Below are 21,858 nucleotides of genomic sequence, written 5' to 3'. Positions count from 1 at the left end.
AGACCTTGCCTCGCATGGGGTTATAAAACCATTATTCTTGAAGAAAAAGCAGGAGGCATCGCGAAAACACTATATTGTAGCGCCCAAGCTCTAAGAAGTACGGGAAGCGGTAGGGAGCGCGTGTGGCGAGCAAACCCTACGTGGAAATAGAAGATTTGGACAGGCAGAGCCTGGTGAAAGCGTTGGCTAGCCTTGGAGTAGAGAGAGTGGCGGTTTTCAGCGAGCAGTGGGACATCGTCTTCGCCCATCCCACCGAGAGTGATGGCAGAGCGATGCAGAGCGTGGCAGTATCCGTCTCCAGCTTCCTTGATGCAGGCGAGGAGTGGGTGCTCCTCCAGAAGGAGAATAGCGGGTCGCTCATCGTGGTCCGCACTGAAGGCAGGCACGTCGTCGCGGAGGGCGTCATCAGCCCGGAAAACGTAGATGTAGTAGTTCTCCTCAGCCGCCTGCTAGCCAAGGAGTAAACGTCAGCCCGGTGGCTCTCTTCACGCCTCTGAGCTTTTATCCCTCATCATTCCGTACAACCTCTCGCGAAGGATCTTTAATGCGTTTCGGGCGTGAAGAATAAGACCTGAGCTAGCGAGGCGAAATCAAGTTAAAGCGAAACGAACACCATCAATGGTCGAGAGCTCGTGAGATACGCCATTGCAGTAGATATCGGGGCGACGAACACCAGAGTGGCTCTCGGCAGCGATGACGGCGAGCTTCTCGAGGTTGTTGTCTTCGCCACGTGGGAAACCAGGGATCCGGAGGAGTACATAGCTAGGATAGCGAGCATCGCAAGAGAGCTTGAGCGGAAGCACCGTGTGGAGGCAGCAGGAGTCGGTGTCGGGTCTCCGGGCCCTCTCGATATCAGGAGAGGGGAAGTCGTGGGAGCACCCAACATGCCCTTCCGCAGAATCGAGGTTGTGAGACCCTTGCGGGAGCTGCTCGGCAGGCCCGTGGCGTTTGCCAACGACGCTGTGACTGCAGCTGTCGGGGAGAAGTGGTGGGGTGGGGGGCGGGACGTCGGCAACTTCGTTTACGTGACTATCAGCACTGGGATCGGCGGCGGAGTCTACGTGGATGGCGAGCTTCTCTTAGGGAAGGAGGGTAACGCCCACGAGGTGGGACACACGGTCGTGGATGCTGAGGAGCGCCTCGAGTGCGGCTGCGGCAGGAGAGGTCATTGGGAGGCTTACTCCTCGGGGCGCGGCATTCCCAACCTAACCAGGTACCTCGCAGAGCTCAGGCCGGACCTTCGGGAAGAAACATCGCTGGTCCTTGACTCCGGCTTGTCCGCTAAGGATGTTTTCGAAGCTTTCAGAAGAGGAGACCCCCTCGCCCGCGAGGTGATCACCTGGGTCAACCGGTTCAACGCCTACGGCTTTGCGAACATCGTGGACGTGTACGACCCCGAGCTGATAGTTGTGGGGGGCTCCGTAGCGCTCAACAATCAGGATATCCTTCTGGAGGGGTTGAGGAGAAGGGTTGAAAAGTACGCCGTGAACTCTGTTCCCGAGATCGTGCTGACGAGGCTCGGGGGGAACGTGGGAATACTCGGTGCTCTGGCTCTCGGGCTTGGCCTCGAGAAGAAAATCCCCCTACGTTAGCGCATTCTAACCCATCGTGTCTTATCTTTCTCATCCATCAGCTGGATACCCAGCTCTAGAAGCCTCTCCCGAATGTAGTCTGAGAGCTCGTAGCGCTTCTCGCGTCTGAGCACACTCCTTACCTCGACGAGCAAGTCGAGGAGCCGGTCCTCTACGAGCTCCCTCGGAGCCTCGGCGAACTCCTCGTCGAGAACGCCTAAAACGGCGTTGAACTCCCGGAGCATGCTGTAAGCTCTAACCGCGAGCGTGTACGATGGTTTCTCAGCTATCCTAGCGAAGATCACCCTCGAAAGCGCCATGACCTCCGCAAAGGCCGCGCTCGCGTTGAAATCGTCCTCCATGCTTTCATGGAACCGGGACCTTATGGCGCTAAGCTCCCTAAGCACCTCGAGCTCCCACTCGTCAGCCCGCCCCTTGGGCTCAACCTCCTTGAGAATCTGCTTAAGAATGGACACTGAAGTTCTCAGCCTTGAGAGGTTCTGAGCCGCCTGCTCTAAAGCTTCCTCGGTGTAGTTCAGTGGAGTCCTGTAGTGGGCCGTAGCCAGCCAGAGCCTCAACACCAGTGGGTCGTACTTTCCTAGAATCTCGTGCATAGGGATGATGTTGCCGAGGCTCTTGCTCATCTTCTCTCCACGTATCTGAAGCATACCCGTGTGCAGCCAGTACTTTACCCACGGCCTGGTCCCGAAAAGAGCCTCGCTCTGCGCCCTCTCGTTCTCATGGTGGGGGAATATGAGGTCGGAGCCTCCCCCGTGTATGTCGAACTGCCGGCCAAAGTACCTGGAGGACATTACGCTGCACTCAATGTGCCAGCCCGGCCTCCCGGGACCCCAGGGAGAATCCCAGTACGGCTCACCGGGCTTCCTCGCTTTCCATAGGGCGAAATCGTAAGGGTGTTTCTTCTCCGCGGCGAACTCCTCCTGGCTCCACAGCTGCTTGTCCAGCCTGCCGCTCAGCCTACCATAGTCATCGTACGTGTCAACGTCGAAGTACACGCTCCCGCTTGGAGCCACGTAGGCGTAACCCTTCTCGATCAGCTCCTCTATGAACCGTATGATCTCCTGAACGTGGTCAGTTACCCGGGGGTGCGCGTCGACGCTTATGCGGAGCTGGCTCAGCATCGTCCAGTAGTCTCTAGTGAAGACGTCCACGATCTCCCTCCAGTCACGACCCTCCTGCCTAGCGCGGTTAATGATCTTGTCATCGATGTCCGTGATGTTCTGCACGTGCATGACGTCGAAGCCTCGAAGCCTAAAGTAACGCTTAATGACGTCGAAAGCAACGTAGGTTCGAGCGTGGCCAAGGTGCGTGTAGTCGTAGACCGTTGGCCCGCAGACGTAAATACTCACTCTGCCTGGAGTAACAGGCTCAAAAAGCTCAAGGCTTCGCGTCAGCGTGTTGAATACTCGCTGCACAATAGGGACCACCAGCAGGCATCCCACTTGCGGAGGACAATATATATCCCTATCTCGCGGAAACTCGCATGAGAATCGTTTTCACGAGGCTCGATCTCATACCGAGGAAGCTTCCAGAGCGCGCGGCAATCCTCTCAGACGAGCTCGCAGCGCGAGAGCTAGCCGAGATAGGCATCCAGCCGCACTTCCAGGTCAGGGCTCCCGACATTCTGGAGCTAGAGGAGGTGAAAGCGCTCCTGGATTCAGGAGGCTTCAAAAGCATAGTAGCTTTCGGGGGCTGGGCTGCAGCATCTGCGGCGAGAGCACTCGCGGTGACGAAACACAAGCGCCTCTCACTGCGCGAGTCGCTCTTCGAATACTTAAACCCCAGCGTTCCCGTGGTTGCAGTCCCCTTCAGCCTCGGCTTCTGCACCCCTCTATCCGAGATCACTGTTATCTGGGATTCGATGGTGCCAGTTTACTACGCTCTACTAATGCCTCTCGACGCAGTATGGCTTCCTCTGGACAAGTGCGCTGAAGCTTTTCTCCGAGACCCTCTCGAGGCTGAGGCTCTCCGCGCGGAAGCAGAGCTCCTCGGGCTCGAACCGCTCGACCCAAGTAACTGCTCCGCAGTTTTGAGATTCTGCCGCTCCTACGCGGTGCACGGGCCAGGCCCTCTGCTCTTAGCGTCTGCGTCGGTTGCAGCGGTAGCCGGCGTGGAAATAGCAACCGCCCTTAAGGCAGTCCTCGAAGCTTTCCGCAACTATAGTTGCGAGGGGTGGCTCAGGCGCGCTGCGAGGAGGAAGCTGGACCTCCTCGCCGAGCACGCGTGGAGCTACTACTCCTCCTTCCTTACGAAAATCGGTGTAAGAAGCAGCTACGAGCTGCTCAAGCTCCTCAGACGGGTGCTCGCGTGCTGCCTCTAGGAACGACCGAGGGGGTAGCGGGCTGGCTAAACCTCTTTCTCGATCAACCTTAGGAAACTTCTCGCGCGCTCCGTCTTCGGGCTTGTGAGAACGCTCCTGTCACCCTCCTCGACTATGACGCCGTCCTCCATGATCACCACCCGGTCGGCGATATCTTTCGCGAAGTCGAGCTCGTGCGTCACCGTCACCATCGCAATGCCCCGGTGGGCGACCTCACGCAGAGTTTCGAGAACCTCTGCCTTCAGCTCGGGGTCTAAGGCGGAGGTGGGCTCATCAAGGAACATTATAACGGGGTCCATGGCCAGTGCCCTGGCGATAGCTACCCGTTGCTGCTGTCCACCGCTGAGCTGCAGGGGGTACTTGTCCTCGAAGCCCGAGAGGCCTAGCTCCCTAAGCACTGCCAGCGCCCTCTGCCTGGCCTCCTCGTTAGAGAAGCCTTTCACGATTCTTAAGGGCAGAGCGATGTTGTCTATCACCTTCATGTGGGGGAATAGGTTGTAGCTCTGGAAGACGAACCCTGTCTTTGCGCGCGCTCTCCGCAGGTTCGCGTGCCTAGACGTAAGCTCATCCCCGTCGAGGAAGACCCTACCCGAGAAAGGCCTCACAAGCAGCACGGCCACTTTCAGGAGCGTGCTCTTCCCACTGCCGCTGGGGCCCATGATCACTACTTTCTCTCCCCTGCTGACCTCGAGCGATACGCCCTTAACTACCGGCTTGCCGTCGTAGCCCGCTACTACCTTATCGAGGACGAGCACCTTCTCGCTCATGCTACGCACCCGTGTACCCCGGTATTCTCAGCTTTCTCTCAAGTAGCCTCGAAAACTGGGAGAAAGTGTAGCACGCGATGAAGTAGATCAGCGCGACGATCAGATATGCCTCGAAAGCCCTGTACGTGTAAGCCGCCACGTACTCTCCCCGGCGGGTGAGCTCGACGATGCCGATCACGCTCGCCAGAGAGCTCTCCTTGAGCACTGTGACGAACTCGTTGACAAGCGCGGGGATGGAGGATCTGAGAGCTAGGGGCAGGATAACGTACCTGTAGGTCTGGGCCCCCGAGAAGCCGAGAACCTCGGCAGCGTGAATCTGGCTCTCCGGGATCGCCTTCACGGCGGAGCGCAAGATCTCCGCCTGGTAAGCCGCGCTGTTCAGGCCTAGCGCCAGCACCGCTGAAGTGAAAGCATCGAGTTTGATGCCTATTGCCGGCAGCCCGAAGTAGATGATGAAGATCTGGACGAGTAGAGGGGTGCCTCTAACGGGCTCTATGTACATTCGAGTCAACAGGCTCAGCGGGGAAAGACCTCCCGCAAGGAGGAGAGCTCCAAGCGCGAAGCCCAGCGTGTAGGACATCAAAGTTATCTGAAGCGTTACTGCGATACCCTCCGCGATATAGCCCGCGTAGCTCGTCAGGAAATCTATCACGAAGTTCCACCTCAGAAGAGAAAAATATTCTTTTGAAGAGATATGCTTATTGTTCGCCAAGCCACTTCAGCGTCTCCTGCTGGAAGATAGCGCTGATCTCCCCCGTCTCGATAAGCCTTTCAATAACCCGGTTCACCACATACTTCAAATCCTCTGCGCCCTGAGGCACTGCCACAGCGGCACCGATCGTAGGTTGCCCGACGTAGGTCGCGATCTTGAGGTCGGGGTCCTTCGTAACAAGCGCGCTCGCGATAGTGTCGCCGATTATGATGGCGTCGATGTCCCCCCTCTTCAGAACCATCACCATCTCTGGGTAGACCCTGTTGTAGGATATTACCGTAGCTTTTCCTTCAAGGTTCTCTTTCGCCCAATCCTCCTGTATCGTCCCGAGCTGCACACCTATTCTCTTCCCCAGCAGGTCTGCGCCGCTGGAGATTGCAGACGTCTTCAGAGTTACGACAGCGTACCCCTTGCTGTAGTAGTAAGGTAGAGAAAAGTCGACTTCCTTCTCCCTCTCAGCTGTTGGAGTCATGTCGGCGAGGATGATATCTATGTCGCCCTTCTTCAGCGCCTCTATGAGGGCGGCGAACTTCATATCCTTCACTTCCAGCTGCACTCCGAGCTCGGCTGCGATTCTCTTCGCTATCTCGATATCTATCCCCGCGTACTGCCCCTTCGCATCAACGTACTCGAAAGGCGGCCAGTCAGCAGACGTGCCTAGGATCAGCTTCCCCCTGCTCTTTATCTTCTCAACATAGCTCTGAGCTGGTGTAGCCACATATCCTCCTGTTAGCGATAGTAGCGAATACCCTAGCAGCGCTCCAAGGAGAAGGCCGACGAGCAATCCTGCGAGAAAGAGCTTCCCTCCCGCTGGGAGAAATGCTCTGGTGTTTTGCATAGTTGCTGTCAAAAGAGCCTCGCTCAGCTAGCTTTATATATCTTTTCATTTATTAACGATTCTTTAACCAGAGTTAAAATGCTTAATATAAGTTCCTTTCTCAAGAAAAAGATTATATTCACGGGCTCTGTGAGCAGCGAGCATGAGAAGAAAGCCCAGTTTAGTAAAAATCGCTCAAAGGCTCATCCTTTCAATGCCTTACATTATAGAGGCTATGAAGCTTAACATTGTAAACTATTCATCGCTCGCGAGGCTTCTAAAAGAAGATATGGAGAGACTCTCCGGGAGAAAGCTGGGCGAAGGATCCGTCAAGATAGCTGTCCTGAGGGCTGTGAAAAGCCTGCTCGAAGAGTATCCCCCGCCGGAGAGACTATCGCGTGCTCTTAGAGGCAGCGAGCTCCGGGTGGTTGAGGGTTTATCGGTTCTCTCGGTGGCCATGCATGAAGGGGATAAACTACTGGAAGGTCTCAGCCAAGTAGAGAAAGCTAAGTTCGTTCAGTTCATTCAAGGTTTTTCAGCATTCACGGTTGTCGCGGAGGAAAGTGTCGCTAGCGAACTGCTTTCCAGAGTCAGCTCGAGAAACGTGCTCCAATACCTGCGAGAGCAAGCAGCGATCATCCTCACAGGGCCTCCAGACATACTTGTGACTCCGGGCGTCGTCTCGCACCTCGCGATGTCGCTGTCAAGTAGGGGGATCAACCTGACAGAAGTGTTGTCGAGCTACCGGGATGTGATCTTCGTGGTTAGCAGAAGCGATGTAGGGCGTGCCGTCGAGGTCATCAGGAACCTTCTCGAGGTTCTCGAGCGCTCTGCGAGTTGAGAATACCTTCAACTTCCTCTGCTAGCTTCAGGAAACTCTTCGCAGCTTCTGACTCCTGGTAGGCGAGGACCACCGGCACTCCTGAGTCCGCGCTCTCTGCTACGCGAGGGTCGACAGGTATCTCGGCGAGGACCCTCACTCCTAGCTGCTTTTCTATGTCCTGAGAGCTAGTGTTTCCGAATAGTCGGTGCCTAGTACCGCACACGGGGCAGGTAAAGTAGCTCATGTTCACCACGAGCCCGAGAAGAGGGATCTTCAGCTGCTTGCAGAAAGTGATCGCCTTCCTGACCACGAGCTGGGTCAGCTCGCTCGGAGTTGTCACGACCAGCGCACCGTTCAGCTCCTTGATCAGCTGCGCCACTGTAAGCGGCTCGTCTCCGGTCCCGGGGGGTAGGTCGACGAGAAGATAGTCCAGCTCCCCCCACGCAACCATCGAGAGAAGCTCTCTGAGGAAAGAGGTCTTTATCGGCCCTCTCCAGATGAGCGCCGAGTCATCGTCGGGGAGCATGAGGTCTGCTGAAACCACGCGGACGCCGGCCGGCCCCTCAAGAGGGAAAAGCCCTGCAGGACCTGCGTACATCGCCTGTCCGTGAAGCCCTAGTATCTTCGGTATGCTGGGGCCATGTATATCGGCATCCAGAACGCCCACTGACCGCCCTTTAACGGCTAGCGCTACAGCGAGGTTTGCTGTGACAAAGCTTTTGCCAACTCCTCCTTTACCGCTTAGAATAGCCACCTTATGCTTAACGCTGCTCAGCCTCCGCCTGGCGAGCTCCTCCTGCTCCCGCATCTTACGCAGCATCTCCAGCTTTAAGGCTCTCTCCTTCTCTGTGGTCATAACCCCAGCAGCCCTAGTCGAAATAAAAGGCTTTTCAGGAGAGGAGGAGTAGGAAGAGGCTGGCCCCCATCAGGAGAGCCCAGAACGGGGGGCTCCAGGAGAGAACTTTTCTCCCGTCTAGGGGGCCCAGGGGGAGGAGGTTGAACAGCGAGATCCACCCGCTGAACATTGCCAGCCACTTCAACCCTGAGAGGAGAGCTACGAAGCCTAGAGCTACGCTGACGAGCGGCCCCGCAGCTGAAATTTTTCCGTCGATACTCCTGCTGTACCCTGAGTGAACGTAGACCCGCACGGCCCCTGGGACGATGAACTTGAGAGGCATGTAAGGGATGGCGCTGATCAGCGTGAGTGCTAGAAGCGTCGGGCTGATCTGAAACCTGGCCGGGAAGCCATAGTACTCCGCTACGAATTTGTGAGCCAGCTCGTGAGGGGCATATATGACGAATGCCAGTAGGAAAAGCTTCGCTGCGCTCACGGGAGTTAAAGACCACGCGAAGCTTCCCGCGAACACCGCGAACACCGCGGTAACGGCGACCAGCAGCTCTACCAGTTCTCCCTTGTAAAACAGCGGCACGCCCGAGTGGTTGCGAGCGGACGTTTAACCTTTTCTAGGCGCGTGAAGTTTTTAACCCTAGATAACTTCGCGAGCTCGTGAAAATTACAAGAAGGCAGTTTATCGCTGGTTTAGCAGCAGCTGCCGCACTGGGTGCCTTCGGCCTCTACCAGTACCTCGCACCGAGGAAGAGAGAGCTGAGAATATACAACTACAGCGCGTACATCAACCCGGAGGTAATCAAGGAGTTTGAGTCCAGGTTCGACGTGAGAGTGGTTTACGACGAGTACGAGGCGGCGGAAGAAGCTTTCGCGAAGCTCCAGCTGGGGGGCGGAGGCTACGATATCATCGTGCTCACTGACCAGTACGTCGCGCAGGCAGCGGCGAGAGGGCTCATCCGCCCGATCGACCACTCGCTGATCCCCAACCTCAAGTACGTTGATAGCGTGCTCGTCGAGAACAGATTCGACCCAGGTTTAAGGTACTCGGTGCCCTACGGCTGGGGAACCACGGGAATCGGCTACAACGGCAAGCACGTGGCAGAGGGAGAGGTGGAGGGTTACGAGCAGCTCTTCGACACGAGGGTTTTCCTCCCTAAGCACTCCGGGAAGGTATCCATGCTGGAGGAGTTTCTCGAGGTTGTGAATGCTGCAAAGCTCTACTTGGGAATCCCGCTCGACGACTGGAGCGAGGAGAGCGTGCAGAGAGTGATCGAGCTGCTGAGGGAGCAGAAGCCATACCTCGCCGGATACTACGGGGCGAATCTGTACATCCCGGGCTTAGCGCGGGGGACTCTTCACGCCGCACATGCTTGGAGCGGCGACGTGGTGCAGGCTCAGCTTGAGGAGCCGAGCGTAGGCTACGTCCTGCCGAAGGAGGGGGCTTTCATCTGGATAGACTTCATGACAATTCCTAGAGGAGCTAGAGAGGTGGAGCTTGCGCACGCGTGGATAAACTTCGTCCTTGATCCAGAAATCGCCGCGAAAAACACGAGCTACACCTACTACCCCAGCCCGTTGAGGAGAGAAGTTATCGAGGGCTTAGTAGAGGAAAGCATACTGGAGAACCCGGCAGTTTACCCGCCCAGCGGGGTGAAGCTGGTTCACACCTCTCCTCTGACAGAGGAAGCCATCAGAACCGTAGAGAGGATAAGCACTGCTGTGAGAAGGATTTAGCGGAAACGGTTCACTCTCTTCTCGCAAAAACCTGCCTCGTGTATACGTAGCTCGCTACCAGCGAAACCACGATTAGTATTGTAGCCAGCGCGTTCAGGTCTTGGGTAGCCCTCCCTCTAGCTGCTCTCGACCAGATTACCAGCGGCAGTGTCTTGAAGCCGGGGCCCGTCGTGAAAGCTGTTTTCACGAAATCGTCGAACGACATGACGAAGGTGATTAGGAGGGAGCTCACGACTCCGGGCATAGCTAGAGGGAAGTAGATCCGGATGAAGACGTCGAATGGTTTTGCGCCGAGAGTGAGGGCCGCGGCCTCGATATTTCTCGAGGTTATCGCGAACTGGGGCTTCAGGGCCACGTACGCGTAAGCAATGTTGTAAGCTGTGTGTCCAACGAGCACAGTCCAGAAGCCAAGCTCAGCCCCGACATAGTAGTAGAGCATGAGCAGGGATACAGACTCGACAATCTCGGGAAGCACTATCGGCACGTAGAAGAAGCTGTCTAGAAAGCTGTGTGAGCTCTTCTTTGAGAAGTGGTAGGCCGCGACACCACCCAGCACTGTCGAGATTACAGCAGAGCTTAGAGCCACCGCGAACCCGTTGAGTGCCGCGCGAGCGACCTCTGCGTCTGAGAGCAGCTTAGCGTACCAGCTGAGCGTGAAGCCCTCCCAGGTGCCAGGGTACCTTGAGGAGTTGAACGACTGGACAACCACGTACGCGAGCGGGATGTACAGCAGGAAGAGGAGTAGGATCGTGTAGCCTGAGAGGATCGTTTTAAGCCTCATACCCGAGCCCCCATCGTGCGTAAGCGTAAACGATTAGCAGAGAAGCTAGAGTCACTACGAAAGCGAGCGCGGAACCCGCAGGCCAGTTCCGGAACTTCAAGAACAAGTCCCAGATCAAGTAGCCCACCGTGTACCCGTAGACGCCTCCCAGCATGGCAGGCACGATAAACTCGGTGAAAGACATGAGGAAGACTAGCGCTACACCCGAGGCTACACCCGGGATAGCGAGCGGCAATGTAACTCTAAGGAAAGTTTGCGCCGGCCTTGCCCCCAACGTCTGCGCGGCTTCCAGGTACCTTCGCTCTATCCTCTCGAAGGTCGAGTAAAGGGGTAGAAGCATGTACGGCAAAAACTCGTATACCATGCCGATGACCATTCCCGCATACGTCCCCGTGAGCCCGAAAAACGAGAGGATGTTCATTAGCGCGTAAGTCCTTAAGAGGAAGTTCACCAGCATGGGCACGGTGAAGAGGACGAGCAGACGACTCTTCACGGCCTCATCATCCACGTTGAACGCCAGGTGGTAAGCAGCCGGCAGCGCAATTAAGAAAGTGAGGCTAGTTGTTAGCACGGCTAGCGTGAGCGAGTACCCGATCACCGAAAGGTAGTCGGGGTTCAGGAAAACCCCTGAGTACGTGCCAAGCCCCTCCCACCTCACGCTTTCAGCAAAGAGGATTAGGAGAGGTAGGTAGAACGTCGCCAGCACGTACGCGAGCGGGATTACCGCTATAGCTGCCAGGGCGCTAACGCGCGGAGGCTGCCTCCTCGCCGTCAACCAAGTACACCCGTACCTCCTCAGGGTCCACGTACACGCTAACCGTGGAGCCGGGCTCCAGGGGGAGAGCCTCCCGCGTCGGTACTAGAGCTTGAAGCTCGAAGTCGCCGTGACCGTCGAGAATAAGCCTCGTGAGCGGCCCGAGGAAGATTTTATCTAGGAGGCGGGCGGTGAAGGTGAGCGCTGCCTCACTCCGTAGCGGCTCCAGGTTCAAGCTCTCGGGGCGGAGGAGCAGCATGACCTCACCTGTATAGTTGTCGAGCTCGGGGGAGAGCTTTCCGAGGTGGAAGTTCGCGCCCCCCAGCTTGATGAGGCCAGCTACAGCCCTGGTGCGCAGGATGTTAGCCTCACCGAGAAATGAAGCGACGAAAGCATTGGCTGGGCGGCGGTAAACTTCCAGCGGTGAGCCGACCTGCTGAACAACCCCGTCCTTCATGACCGCGAGCCTGTCCGAAAGCATCATCGCCTCATTCTGGTCGTGAGTGACATAGATCGTCGTGACCCCTGTCTCCCTCTGCAGGCGCTTCAGCTCAGTTATCAGCTCAACTCTAACCTTGTAGTCCAGGTGGCTGAACGGTTCGTCGAGGAGGAGGAGCCTCGGCTCCCGCGCCAAAGCCCTGGCAATAGCCACCCTCTGCTGCTGCCCACCGCTCAGCTGGCTAATCCTCCTGTTGGCAAACTGGTCGAAAGGTAGTCGAACCAGCTCCAGCACTTCGCGGACGCGGCGCTCAATCCTATCTTCGGGCCAGCCGGCAATCTCGAGGCTGAAGGAAACGTTCCTGTAAACTGTTAGGTGGGGAAAGAGGGCTAAATCCTGAAAGACCATGCCGATAGGCCTCTCGTAAGGAGGCGTGTGCGTCACGTCGCGCTTATCGAAGTAGACTCTCCCCTCGTCGGGCTCGATAAGCCCCGCCAGGATCCGTAGGAGAGTTGTCTTCCCGCAGCCACTGGGACCCAGGATGCTGAAGAGCTCCCCCCTCCTCACCTCGAGCGTTACGCCGCGTAAGGCCTGAGTCGCACCCCTATCCCTGTAGGTCTTCCAGACATTCTCGACTTTTACCTCAACTCCTCTCGCCATTTCTCCGCTGCGCGGAGGTACCGCCTCTCTTAAAAAAATAGCGATGGATTACATGATCTTATAAGGCTTTAAACGCTTAATCTCCGCGAGAACTCTCTCCACGAACGCCTCGGTATACGCCCAGCTGATCCCCTTCTCCGCGAGCAGCTCTCTCACGTAGTTCTCGGTAGCGGAGTAGCTCCTGAACTTCTCGTTCAGATCCCTCCAAGGAATACCCTTCAGCGCCTCCGCCAGCTTTTCGTCATAGGGCAGAATACCCTTAAGCATGAGGAAAGCTATCGATGGGTATCCTAGGTAACCCTTGTACATCGAGCCGTTGTCGTTGGACGTTATACCGAGACCCCCATCCCAGACAACGCGGTACGTCCTCGTGCCGTCAGACCCTGTCACGCGCGCCTCCCTGTCACTGACGAACTGCACCCTGCCGTCTGCTATGCAGCCGAGCGCCTCAAGGACCTTTATCCTTGGCGGTAAACGCCAGTATAGCACAGTAGAAATACCGTGTGACTGATAAATAAACTGCGCTGCGCGTATAGCGGGTATGCGTGTATACATAGTCACTGGAAACAGGGGGAAATTCTTAGAAATGGCTGAGGTACTAGCGCGGAGCAAGATAGAGGCGGTTCAGCTCAGCTTGAAGAAGCTGGAAGTCCAGTCGAAGAGCCTCGAAGAAATCGCGCGCGTAGCTGCAGAGCACCTCCCTCCCCTTGATGCACCAGCAGTCGTCGAGGATGCGGGCCTCTTCGTAGAGGCTTTGAAAGGCTTCCCGGGGCCCTTCAGCCACTACGTGTACGAAACCATAGGATGCAGAGGGCTCCTGAAGTTGATGCGGGGGGTTGAGAACAGGGCTGCAACCTTCAAATCAGCCATCGCTCTGCGCCTACCCGGCGGCGAGATACTCGTGTTCACCGGGGAGGCAAGAGGCACTATCACCCATGAGGAGAGAGGTACTGGAGGCTTCGGCTTCGACCCGATCTTTCAGCCTGAGGGGCAAGCGAAAACCTTCGCTGAAATGACTCTTGAGGAGAAAAACCTGTACTCACACCGCGGCGCAGCAGCGAGAAAGCTATCCGCATGGCTCACTGAAAGATATTCGGAAAAGTGAGGTTTCAAATGGAAATGTTATCGCCAAGCTCGCGAGGAGGATAAATAGGGCCGAATTTACCCGCGCGTGGGGGCCGTCAGCGGGCAACCTCACCCGGGGTAGAGGGGGCGAGACCGCAACCCGCGAGGACGGCCCCCTTTCAAACAGCGGGCTTCTTTAAACTGTTATGACTGCCAAGTATATAGGTTTTTAGCTCGCAGGCTCGGCATACGCGGTGAGAGGTTGGCTCTCCGCACAGCTCGCAGCGCCCCAGCGTTTTAGAGGGGGGCTGTAGAACGTTCCTGAAAACCTCTTTCATCGCCAGCACCCTGTACTTCACGCCCGGATCCTCGCTGTCAACAGCGTTGAGCCAGCGCCGCACGGGGTGGCGGAGCGCGTGGACGATGTAAGGGCACTCCACGAACGGTGTGTAGATCCCCTTTAGCAGAGTGTACACGAGCACTTCCTTCTCCGGTACGAAGTAAAGCGGCTTTATCCTCGGGACTAGAGCTTCTTCGCCGGGCTCCGAGACTACGCCCTCCCTGACTACACCGTCGACATGCGCCTTGAGGAGGTTCATCACGAAGACCTGGATCTCGTCGTCGAGGTTGTGCCCCGTAGCTAGCTTCGTTGCACCCAGCTCTCTAGCAGCTTTATTCAGCGCGTACCTCCGGAACACGCCGCAGACCGCGCACGGCTTTATCTCCAGGCCCCGCTCCGCTAGAGCTTTGAAAGCATCGTCTAGCGTCAGCCCGAAAAGCTCTTTAAAGGAGACGACATGGAGGTCGACCCCAAGCTCGCTTGTGAAGCTTCTCAGCGCTTCGAGCTTGAACTCCCGGTAGCCGGCGATGCCCTCGTCGACAGCGATCCCGAAAACCTCGTAGCCCAGCTCTCCGGAGTACTTCGACAAAAGGTAGAGAGTAGTTAGGCTGTCTTTCCCCCCGCTTACCGCGACCGCGACCCTATCGCCCGGCTCAACCATCCGGAACCATTCTATGGCAGCGCGGACTCTCCTCTCGAAGTACTCTACGAAGTGCTTAGAGCAGAGAAACTCGCTCAAGTAAGATACGCGTGCAGCAGCACGCTCGCCGCAGATAAAACACTTAGCCGCGTAGACCACCTCAGCCTCCCGACACTACAGAGTGGAGCTTGACCCGGGATCCGTCCCTCAAGGGTTCGTCCTCAGCTACGACTTCGCCATCCACAGCGACGACGACCTCGCTCGCCTTAAAGCCGATAAGGTTCAGCAAGTCTACCACAGTCGCGCCCTCGGCTAAGCTTAGCTCTCTCACCTCCCTGCCGAAGATGTCGACCACTACTCTGATTCTTCCTCCGCTATTCACGCTCAGCACCGGGAAAAACAGGGATAAATTGAAGATTTTTATCCGCTTCTGAAGAGCTCACGGTATGAGCAAAATCTTCCAGGACGAGAGCGTAGTTACAGTGAACATCGGTAAAAAAGGAATAACGGACTCGCTCCTCAGCGAGCTGGATAACGTGCTTCGCGCTCGCGGTGTAGTGAAAGTCAAGCTGCTGAGAAGCTACCGGGAGAGCGCGGACCTCACGCGGGAAGAGGTAGCGAAGCTCCTGTCAGAGAAGCTGGGCGCGGAGGTTGTGGGTATTCGAGGCTTTGTCATCGCACTGAGAAAGCCTAGGGGTAGGCGAGCGCGAGCTTAACGCTGCGCAGCTCCCCGAAGTCGAAGATTCCAGCCTCGACGTCGACTGCGTACACGCGGAAAGCGTCGATTTCCGCGTCCTTCAGTAGCGGCGAGAGCAGAGGCCTATCCACATTCACCTCGGTGCCGGGCATAAGGGGGCTGAGCGCCGGGAGGACGTAGACTGCTTTCCCCGAGTGCTCGCCGGAGAGGAAAGCCTTCAGCTTCAGCTTAGCGCCGAGCTCGTCTCTAAGCAGGATGGCTGGGTGCTCGTGCCCCATGGCCAAGCGCTCTACCTTATCGGAGTAGAACTCCATCGGCGGCGGTAAGTGCCCGTGCATGAGCAGCCAGCCATCCTCGAGCAGATACGGGTCGTGAAGAGGCACGCCCAAGCGCTTCAGAACGCCGGCTAGGTAGTTGTCGTGGTTCCCGCGGACAACCTCAACCCTGAGGCCGAAGTCTCGCTGGAGGAGCTCGAGAAGCGATAACGTTTCCCTCCACTCCATCCTGGTGACGTCGCCGAACTCGTGCTTTACATCACCCAGCAGGATCAACCTGCGGGCCCCGCTCTCCTTCACCATCGACGTCAACAGCTCCCTTATCTCCGAGTACTGCGCCGGAGGCAGGAAAACACCTTGGGCAGCTAGAGCCTCTTCGTAGCCCAAGTGCAGATCCGCCGCTAGCAGCGCGTCAAGGCTCTCGACGTAGAGGCCTAGACCGACGATCTCCACCCCCTCACCTATCCTGAGCCTCGGCACCTGCATTTCCAAACCACTCGCACAGGTTATCCGAACTTCTGCACAGATCAACTTTCATATGCCTAAATATTTAAGGGCCCGGCACCCGAGAAGCTCGATGAGCGGGGAGAAGACTTCGCGCATACCGGAGTTCTACAAGAAGCCCATCGATGAGCGGTTGAGGATCGTCGCCGAGTTCGCCGGCCTCTCCGAGGAGGAAGTGAAGCTCCTGAGAAACTTCGGCAACCTTGACCCTGAAATCGCCGACAGGATGATTGAGAACGTGATCGGCGCGATGAGCTACCCCTTCGCCGTGGCTACGAACTTCCTGATCAACGGGAAAGACTACCTGGTCCCGATGGTTATCGAGGAGGCCAGCGTAGTGGCAGCTGCGAGCAACGCTGCCAGGGTGATGAGGAGAGACGGGGGAATCAAGTCTAAAACCACCGGTCCCCTCATGATCGGCCAGATCCAAGTTCTAGGCCTGAAAGACCCCTGGTACAAGCGCATGCTCGTCCTCGACCACAAGGAGGAGATCCTCCAAGCTGCCAACGAGGTAGACGCCATGCTGGTGAAGGTGGGGGGCGGGGCGAGAGACCTCGAGGCGCGGGTGGTCGATGGGCCGAGAGGCCCTATGCTCGTCGTACACCTTATCGTCGACGTGAGGGACGCGATGGGCGCTAACGCTGTGAACACGATGGCAGAGAGGGTAGCTCCATTAATCGAGAGGATAACGGGGGGTAGGGTTCTCCTCAGGATAATCTCGAACCTAGCCGACAAGAGGCTGGTGAGATCCTGGGTGAAAGTCTACAAGGAGGATATAGGCGGCGAGGAGGTCGTGGACGCGATCGTCGACGCCTGGGCTTTCGCCGCTGCAGATCCCTACCGTGCGGCAACCCACAACAAGGGAATCATGAACGGAGTTATCGCCGTCGCGCTTGCAACAGCCCAGGACCACAGGGCGATAGAAGCAGGTGCCCACGCGTACGCTGCGAGAGATGGAAGGTACAAGCCGCTGAGCGTGTGGGAGAAGGACCCGGAGGGCAACCTGGTCGGCTCGCTCGAGATGCCCTTAGCGGTCGGCACGATCGGCGGTGCTACAAAAGTTCACCCGGTGGCTAGGGTTGCGCTGAAGATTCTCGGCGTGAAGAGCGCGACCGAGCTGGCGGAGGTTATGGGCGCTGTAGGGCTCGCGCAGAACTTCGCTGCTCTTAGAGCGCTGGCCACCGAGGGGATACAGAGAGGGCACATGAAGCTTCACGCTAGGAACATTGCTATCCAGGCGGGGGCGAAAGGCGACCTCATCGACAAGGTAGCCGAGATAATGGTTCGCGAAGGTAAAATCAACTTCGCTTACGCCCAGGAACTCATCGAGAAGCTCTCGAGAGAAGGGGAAGCGGACAGAAAGGGGTAGAGCGAGACCAAAGCTCCCGGAGTCTCCGGTCTCAAGGAAACAGTCAAAGAGCGATTTTCTAGCTATTCACTCCGAAGCGCTGTAATTCGATGAAGTGATTTTTGAGAGGTAAGCAAAGTACTTGGCTAAAACCGGGTCGCCGCTCAACTCGACCCTGACTCTGTCGTCCCTCAGCCTCACAAGCACATCGTCCTCCGCGCCTTTCTCCGTGGCTCTCTTCGCCTTCTCTACGGAAACCACGCCGGCGCTCGCAAGCTCCTTTAACGCAGACTCGATGAGCTTCTTGCTCAGCTCATAACTTAAACCCTCCACGTGAAGCTGGCTCACCGTATCAGGTATTTCGCTACCCCAGAGAGAGCCGCCGAAAGCAACGAGAGCGCGTAGAATATCGAGCATAGCAAGAGACTTAGAGTCATGGGACTGCTTCAGGCTCCGGATAAGGTCGCTCACGAGGAAGAGAAGTGCGGGCGCTACTATATATTTCGCGCTCTACATTCACGTGCGTGCGCGTTACGCTCGAGGACGCGTGGCCTCTTGTCTGCCTCGCTTACACAGCTGCCGCGAGCACACTGTCACCAACTCTAGCGTACATTCTCCTACTCTTGTACGCAGCCCCTCTACTGAAGACAGGAGGGGTCCGCGACAGGAGAACCAGGAGGAGAGACGCCGTAGTAGTACCTCTCTTGGTTCTAGCCGGGCACTTGCCGGCCGCGGGCTTCGCTTTCAGCTACAACCCGTCAGCAGTATCGCTGGTCTTCGCCGCAGTCTCGGGCATAGTTGAGGAGATGTTCTTTCGCGGGTTTCTGCTCGAGAAAGCGGGGCTGGCGATTCAGGCTTTTGTATTCGCGCTCACGCACCTGTCGCTCTCGGACCCCGTGAGCCTCGTTCTCACAGCTCTCCTCTGGCCGCACTACTTCGCGCTGGGCCTGACCTTCGGAGTTATAGCTGACCGTAGAAGCTGGCGCCTTTCCGCGGCAGCGCACGCGGCCTACAACGTTGCCGCGGTAACATACGGCTTGCCGCTGGAGCTGAGAGTGGTAGCTGTGCTCCTCGCGGCGGATATGCTAAATCTGCTTTTTGTAACACTATACTTCCATACTGCAAGACGGTGTAATGTATAACAAGATAATTTTGTTGAGGAATTGTTTAAATTTCAGGTTGGAGGGAGGCTGCACCGATGAGGAGGACGAGAAATCTAGTCCTGACAGCAGTGTTCGGAGCTCTAGCCATTGCTTTCTCGATCCTACGTCTCCAGCTACCGTACCTGCCCCTACCCTACCTGAAGCTGGATTTCGCAGAGCTACCAGTCACGCTCACACTGTTCCTCTGCGGCTTCAAGTACGCGGTCGCGGCAGAGCTACTTCACTTCCTCGGTCTCCTAATAAGAGGCTCTCAGCCTATCGACGCGTCTATGAAGCTCCTAGCGGTTCTATCAATGCTTGTAGGTCTCGCAATCCCCGTTAGGGGCGGCTTCTTGGCGAGACTCGCCTTAGCCGCAGCCTCGCGGTCGCTGTTCATGAGCTTGATGAACTACATCTACTTCTACGTACTGTTCCCAAACTTCCTCGGCTACGCTCTCAAGCTCGCCGGGAGCGTGGAAGCACTGTTCATTCTTACAGCCATCTTCAACATTATCCACGTAGCGGTGAGCGCCGGCTCGACCTGGTTGGTCTACAAGGAGATAGAGAAGAGGGGGATACTCCTCCAGAAAGCCTGAGCACGAACTTCCGCGGTTCAGGATCTCTTCGCTATTGAAAGCGTCGATATCTTTCTCATTAACTGCTCGTGGAATCGGGCGATCATCGCGCGCTTATCCTCCATTAGCACGATATCGCTCAGGCCCTCCAGGACAATGTTGTAGGCGAAGGGGCTGGGGGTATCCAAGCGGGGCAGCTCCACTAGCCTCACCTCCCCCTTCTCGATCTTCTCGAGAACCTCTCTCGCGTGCGCGATGTCCATGTAGTCCTCCAGGATCTCTCTGTACGTCTCCTTCAGCATCGGGAAATCCTCCCACTTCCTCACAGCCTTCAGTAGAGTGGCAGCATTCGCCTGCTGCCTCTCCACGCTGATCTCGTGGCCCTTGTAGTTGCGGAGGATCATCAAGCCCCTCGCAGCCACGTGCCTGAAGCGCCTCTTCATCAGCTCGGTGTTCCCTATAGCCCTCTTCAAAAGTTCCTCCAGCTTCTCGGGTTTCACATCGGATAGGGAAACTCGCGGCTCCACGCCTCTCGGGTAGACTAGCGCGAAGCCGTTATCGTGCACAGCTAAGCCGACGTTCACACCTGAAGCCTGAGTCGCCAGGTAAGCGAGGGCGTGCGCCAGTGCGTCGTTCGTCCTCCTCCCGTAGAGCGCGTGGAAAACGTGGTGCGTCCTCCCCTGTTCGTCTACGTAGCGCTCAACGAGGATGACTCTATCGCTGGGGAACTCGCTGACCCCGAGCGAGCGGAGGAAGAGTATCATCTCCTTGAAGTAGCCGACTATCGCTTCAGCCGAGTTATCGTCGACGCGGCACTCCTTCTTCAGGTAGCGCTTCACCTCCTCCTCGCTCTTCCCGCCGGTTAGCCACTCGAACATCCTCCTCCTGAACTCGCCGATCTTCAGCGCTAGGTCGTAGCTGAGCGGAAGCATCTCGCTGAACCAGGCCGGAATTGTCGGCTTCTGCTCGAAGGCCGGCTTCACGTACGCGACCATGCCGTCGCTTCTCACGAACTCGTAGACTTTCCCTCCGAGAACGAAGCGGTCGCCTGGGGTCAGCCTCTCGAGGAACTCCTCCTCGATGTTGCCGACGTACTTCCTGTCGAGCGTGAGAACCTTAACGCTCACCTCGTCGGGTATCGTGCCCACGTTCAGGGTATAGATGACCCTAGCATACTTGCCGCGCCTCCCGAAAACCCCCTCCACTTCATCGTACCATATCTTGCCGTAGACCCTGTAGCTCTCCAGCTCGCCGTAGCCCCCGCTCAGGTACTTCAGCACGTTAAGGAAATCCTCTCTAGGTAGCTCGTGGTAGCAGTAGCTCCTCTTCACGACCCTGTAAGCCTCATCGACACTCCACTTTCTCTCGATAGCCATACCGGCAACGTGCTGAGCGAGAACGTCGAGCGCGTTCTTAGGGATGTGCACCTTGTCGAGGTGGTGCCTGTAGGCCTCTCTCACCATCACGGCAACCTCCACGAGATCGTCGCGGTCAACACACACCATCACTCCCCGGCTGGTCTCGTGAAGCTTGTGCCCGCTCCTCCCAATCCTCTGGAGGCACCTAGTCACGCTCTTAGGGGAGCCGACTTGAGCGACAACGTCGATGTGGCCTATATCGATGCCTAGCTCCAGGCTGGTGCTGCTCACGATCGCTTTCAGCTCGCCGCGCTTGAGCTTCTCCTCCACATCTAGCCTCACGCCTCTAGACAGCGAGCTGTGGTGCGCAGCGATAGAGTCCTCGCTGAAGTCTTTCCGCTTCCTAGCCAGCATCTTCAAGTGGAAGACGACTTTCTCGGTCCCGCTCCGCGTGTTCGTGAACACGAGGGTGGTTTTACTGCTCTTCACAACCTCGTAGAGCGTCTCGTACATCGCCTGCGTTACCTGCTGAGCAGGCGTGTGGACAAGGTCCCTAACCGGCGAAACCACCCTGATGCTCTTCCTCTTAGCGTACCTCGCGTCGACGATGACGCAGGGCCGCGGGTTGCCCTCGTCGTCGTAGCCGACCAGGAAGAGGGCGACCTCCTCTAAGGGGTTGATGGTGGCGGAAAGCCCGATTCTGATGAAGTCTCTGCCGGTAAGCTCGCGCAGCCTCTCGAGCGATAGCGTCAGGTGAGCGCCGCGCTTGTTCTCAGCGAGGCTGTGTATCTCGTCTACAATTACCCACTTCACGCTCCTAAGCTTCTCCCGAAACTTCGGGGCCACGAGCACTATCGCGAGCGTCTCGGGCGTTGTTATGAGGATGTGAGGGGGTCTCCTCAGCATGCTCTGCCTCTGGCTGGAAGTGGTGTCGCCGGTTCTCACGACGTGCCTTATCTGCGGAAGGCTGACACCCCTCTCCTTAGCGAGCTCGTAGATCTCGCGGAGGGGCTCCTCCAAGTTCCTGAAAATATCGTTGTTGAGCGCTCTTAGCGGAGAGACGTAGAGAACGTAGACCTTATCCTCCAGCTCCCCTCGCTGCGCCATGTCAAATAGCTCGCTTAAAGCTATGAGGAAAGCTGTGAGCGTCTTACCCGTACCCGTGGGACTAGAAACCAGCACGTTCTTCCCTTCGTGAATCGGTATCAGCGCCAAGCGCTGAGGCGGCGTTAAATCATCGAACTTCCTCGAAAACCACTCCGCTACGAGCGGGTTCAGAACTCTAAGAACCTCCTCCTTTGAGTACTCCCTGACCGCGTAAGTAATCGACCCCTTCATTTACCGCTGCAACCCCCTGCCCCACGAGAAATAAATGTAATGCGTCGTTTTCCACCGCTACGATGGGATAGAAAGCTGGCTCCCGGCTCGATCGGCAGGAACGAGAAAGAAAAACACTACAGAAGCTACCGGGTGCTCTTCCCTTCAAGAATGCTGCTGAGGGCCTCTCCCGCTTCCTCCAGGCTGTAGAGCACATCCTCGAGCAGCTCCGCCAGCGCTCTGTCCGCTCTCGCCGCGTCACGGAGAAGGTCGATCGCCTCGTCGATCAGGTCCAGCGCTCTCGAAAGCTTTTTGCGCTGCTCTTCCACGGCAGGCTTATCACCTAGG

General features: G+C 57.1%; 26 protein-coding genes. 10 read left to right on the top strand and 16 right to left on the bottom strand.

What is annotated here, in order from left to right; all coding sequences use genetic code 11:
• Positions 1-122 precede the first annotated feature (122 nt).
• Both QXU72_07025 and QXU72_07020 read left to right on the top strand, forming a co-directional pair.
• Positions 123-464, top strand: a complete 342-nt coding sequence (locus QXU72_07025) for a hypothetical protein (GenBank protein ID MEM0494990.1) — start codon at positions 123-125, stop codon at positions 462-464.
• 168 nt (positions 465-632) lie between these two features.
• Positions 633-1,592: an ROK family protein gene (locus QXU72_07020; protein ID MEM0494989.1), complete on the top strand. Its 960-nt coding sequence runs from the start codon at positions 633-635 to the stop codon at positions 1,590-1,592.
• Here QXU72_07020 and cysS read toward each other — a convergent pair.
• Positions 1,589-3,034, bottom strand: coding sequence for a cysteine--tRNA ligase (cysS, locus tag QXU72_07015; GenBank protein MEM0494988.1), 1,446 nt, complete (start codon positions 3,032-3,034; stop codon positions 1,589-1,591). The genes QXU72_07020 and cysS overlap by 4 nt on opposite strands.
• Before the next feature lie 41 nt (positions 3,035-3,075).
• On the opposite strand from cysS, the gene QXU72_07010 reads away from it, so the two are divergent.
• The gene (locus QXU72_07010) at positions 3,076-3,912 is read left to right on the top strand and encodes an iron-containing alcohol dehydrogenase (protein ID MEM0494987.1); all 837 of its coding nucleotides are present in this window, start codon (positions 3,076-3,078) and stop codon (positions 3,910-3,912) included.
• Positions 3,913-3,938: 26 nt separating this feature from the next.
• Here QXU72_07010 and QXU72_07005 read toward each other — a convergent pair whose 3' ends face one another.
• From QXU72_07005 to QXU72_06995, 3 genes are read right to left on the bottom strand one after another with little or no spacing between them, the layout of a single operon-like run.
• A complete protein-coding gene (locus tag QXU72_07005) occupies positions 3,939-4,679 on the bottom strand; it encodes an amino acid ABC transporter ATP-binding protein (protein ID MEM0494986.1) in 741 nt (246 codons plus the stop codon).
• A 1-nt stretch (position 4,680) separates the two neighbouring features.
• The gene (locus QXU72_07000; GenBank protein MEM0494985.1) at positions 4,681-5,331 is read right to left on the bottom strand and encodes an amino acid ABC transporter permease; all 651 of its coding nucleotides are present in this window, start codon (positions 5,329-5,331) and stop codon (positions 4,681-4,683) included.
• Between the two features lie 46 nt (positions 5,332-5,377).
• On the bottom strand, positions 5,378-6,241 hold the full coding sequence (locus QXU72_06995; protein MEM0494984.1) for an ABC transporter substrate-binding protein: 864 nt from the start codon (positions 6,239-6,241) through the stop codon (positions 5,378-5,380).
• Between the two features lie 130 nt (positions 6,242-6,371).
• Between QXU72_06995 and QXU72_06990 the strand changes: the two genes are divergently transcribed.
• On the top strand, positions 6,372-7,049 hold the full coding sequence (locus tag QXU72_06990; protein ID MEM0494983.1) for a hypothetical protein: 678 nt from the start codon (positions 6,372-6,374) through the stop codon (positions 7,047-7,049).
• Here the strand turns inward: QXU72_06990 and QXU72_06985 are convergent.
• Positions 7,009-7,887, bottom strand: coding sequence for an Mrp/NBP35 family ATP-binding protein (locus QXU72_06985; GenBank protein MEM0494982.1), 879 nt, complete (start codon positions 7,885-7,887; stop codon positions 7,009-7,011). The two genes, QXU72_06990 and QXU72_06985, sit on opposite strands and share 41 nt — an antisense overlap.
• Before the next feature lie 34 nt (positions 7,888-7,921).
• The gene (locus QXU72_06980; GenBank protein ID MEM0494981.1) at positions 7,922-8,461 is read right to left on the bottom strand and encodes a hypothetical protein; all 540 of its coding nucleotides are present in this window, start codon (positions 8,459-8,461) and stop codon (positions 7,922-7,924) included.
• A 77-nt stretch (positions 8,462-8,538) separates the two neighbouring features.
• Here QXU72_06980 and QXU72_06975 point away from each other — a divergent pair, with 77 nt between their 5' ends.
• Positions 8,539-9,615: a spermidine/putrescine ABC transporter substrate-binding protein gene (locus QXU72_06975; GenBank protein ID MEM0494980.1), complete on the top strand. Its 1,077-nt coding sequence runs from the start codon at positions 8,539-8,541 to the stop codon at positions 9,613-9,615.
• 10 nt (positions 9,616-9,625) lie between these two features.
• Here QXU72_06975 and QXU72_06970 read toward each other — a convergent pair whose 3' ends face one another.
• Genes QXU72_06970 through QXU72_06955 form a run of 4 tightly spaced genes read right to left on the bottom strand, consistent with a single transcriptional unit; the run spans position 9,626 to position 12,738 of the window.
• A complete protein-coding gene (locus QXU72_06970; GenBank protein ID MEM0494979.1) occupies positions 9,626-10,396 on the bottom strand; it encodes an ABC transporter permease in 771 nt (256 codons plus the stop codon).
• Positions 10,386-11,171, bottom strand: a complete 786-nt coding sequence (locus QXU72_06965; GenBank protein MEM0494978.1) for an ABC transporter permease — start codon at positions 11,169-11,171, stop codon at positions 10,386-10,388. The genes QXU72_06970 and QXU72_06965 overlap by 11 nt, the downstream gene beginning before the upstream one ends.
• Positions 11,140-12,249 carry an ABC transporter ATP-binding protein gene (locus QXU72_06960; protein ID MEM0494977.1) on the bottom strand — a complete coding sequence of 370 codons (1,110 nt, stop codon included), beginning with the start codon at positions 12,247-12,249 and terminating at the stop codon, positions 11,140-11,142. Before QXU72_06960 ends, QXU72_06965 begins: the two co-directional genes overlap by 32 nt.
• Before the next feature lie 48 nt (positions 12,250-12,297).
• The gene (locus QXU72_06955) at positions 12,298-12,738 is read right to left on the bottom strand and encodes a hypothetical protein (protein ID MEM0494976.1); all 441 of its coding nucleotides are present in this window, start codon (positions 12,736-12,738) and stop codon (positions 12,298-12,300) included.
• 52 nt (positions 12,739-12,790) lie between these two features.
• Between QXU72_06955 and QXU72_06950 the strand changes: the two genes are divergently transcribed.
• Positions 12,791-13,354: an XTP/dITP diphosphatase gene (locus tag QXU72_06950; GenBank protein MEM0494975.1), complete on the top strand. Its 564-nt coding sequence runs from the start codon at positions 12,791-12,793 to the stop codon at positions 13,352-13,354.
• 139 nt (positions 13,355-13,493) lie between these two features.
• On the opposite strand, the gene QXU72_06945 is transcribed toward QXU72_06950, so the two are convergent.
• Positions 13,494-14,453: a TIGR00269 family protein gene (locus QXU72_06945; GenBank protein ID MEM0494974.1), complete on the bottom strand. Its 960-nt coding sequence runs from the start codon at positions 14,451-14,453 to the stop codon at positions 13,494-13,496.
• A gap of 1 nt (position 14,454) precedes the next feature.
• Positions 14,455-14,676, bottom strand: coding sequence for a MoaD/ThiS family protein (locus QXU72_06940; protein MEM0494973.1), 222 nt, complete (start codon positions 14,674-14,676; stop codon positions 14,455-14,457).
• A 64-nt stretch (positions 14,677-14,740) separates the two neighbouring features.
• Between QXU72_06940 and QXU72_06935 the strand changes: the two genes are divergently transcribed.
• On the top strand, positions 14,741-15,010 hold the full coding sequence (locus QXU72_06935; GenBank protein MEM0494972.1) for a YhbY family RNA-binding protein: 270 nt from the start codon (positions 14,741-14,743) through the stop codon (positions 15,008-15,010).
• On the opposite strand, the gene QXU72_06930 is transcribed toward QXU72_06935, so the two are convergent.
• Positions 14,985-15,752 (bottom strand): metallophosphoesterase, encoded by a 768-nt coding sequence (locus tag QXU72_06930; GenBank protein MEM0494971.1) that lies wholly within the window; start codon positions 15,750-15,752, stop codon positions 14,985-14,987. The two genes, QXU72_06935 and QXU72_06930, sit on opposite strands and share 26 nt — an antisense overlap.
• A gap of 52 nt (positions 15,753-15,804) precedes the next feature.
• Here QXU72_06930 and QXU72_06925 point away from each other — a divergent pair, with 52 nt between their 5' ends.
• Complete coding sequence (locus tag QXU72_06925) at positions 15,805-17,139, top strand: hydroxymethylglutaryl-CoA reductase, degradative (protein MEM0494970.1); 1,335 nt, start codon at positions 15,805-15,807, stop codon at positions 17,137-17,139.
• A 66-nt stretch (positions 17,140-17,205) separates the two neighbouring features.
• Here QXU72_06925 and QXU72_06920 read toward each other — a convergent pair whose 3' ends face one another.
• A complete protein-coding gene (locus QXU72_06920) occupies positions 17,206-17,589 on the bottom strand; it encodes a hypothetical protein (GenBank protein ID MEM0494969.1) in 384 nt (127 codons plus the stop codon).
• 53 nt (positions 17,590-17,642) lie between these two features.
• Here QXU72_06920 and QXU72_06915 point away from each other — a divergent pair, with 53 nt between their 5' ends.
• Together QXU72_06915 and QXU72_06910 are read left to right on the top strand one after the other, a co-directional pair.
• On the top strand, positions 17,643-18,260 hold the full coding sequence (locus QXU72_06915; GenBank protein MEM0494968.1) for a CPBP family glutamic-type intramembrane protease: 618 nt from the start codon (positions 17,643-17,645) through the stop codon (positions 18,258-18,260).
• A gap of 56 nt (positions 18,261-18,316) precedes the next feature.
• Positions 18,317-18,856, top strand: a complete 540-nt coding sequence (locus tag QXU72_06910) for a hypothetical protein (GenBank protein MEM0494967.1) — start codon at positions 18,317-18,319, stop codon at positions 18,854-18,856.
• 17 nt (positions 18,857-18,873) lie between these two features.
• On the opposite strand, the gene QXU72_06905 is transcribed toward QXU72_06910, so the two are convergent.
• Positions 18,874-21,531, bottom strand: a complete 2,658-nt coding sequence (locus QXU72_06905) for an ATP-dependent helicase (protein ID MEM0494966.1) — start codon at positions 21,529-21,531, stop codon at positions 18,874-18,876.
• Positions 21,532-21,656: 125 nt separating this feature from the next.
• Positions 21,657-21,839 carry a hypothetical protein gene (locus QXU72_06900; GenBank protein MEM0494965.1) on the bottom strand — a complete coding sequence of 61 codons (183 nt, stop codon included), beginning with the start codon at positions 21,837-21,839 and terminating at the stop codon, positions 21,657-21,659.
• Positions 21,840-21,858: the final 19 nt, after the last annotated feature.

Source organism: Thermofilum sp. (assembly GCA_038741495.1).
GTDB lineage: Archaea > Thermoproteota > Thermoprotei > Thermofilales > Thermofilaceae > Thermofilum.
Note: the sequence above shows the minus strand (reverse complement) of the source record. Positions and strands in the feature narration are given on the sequence as shown.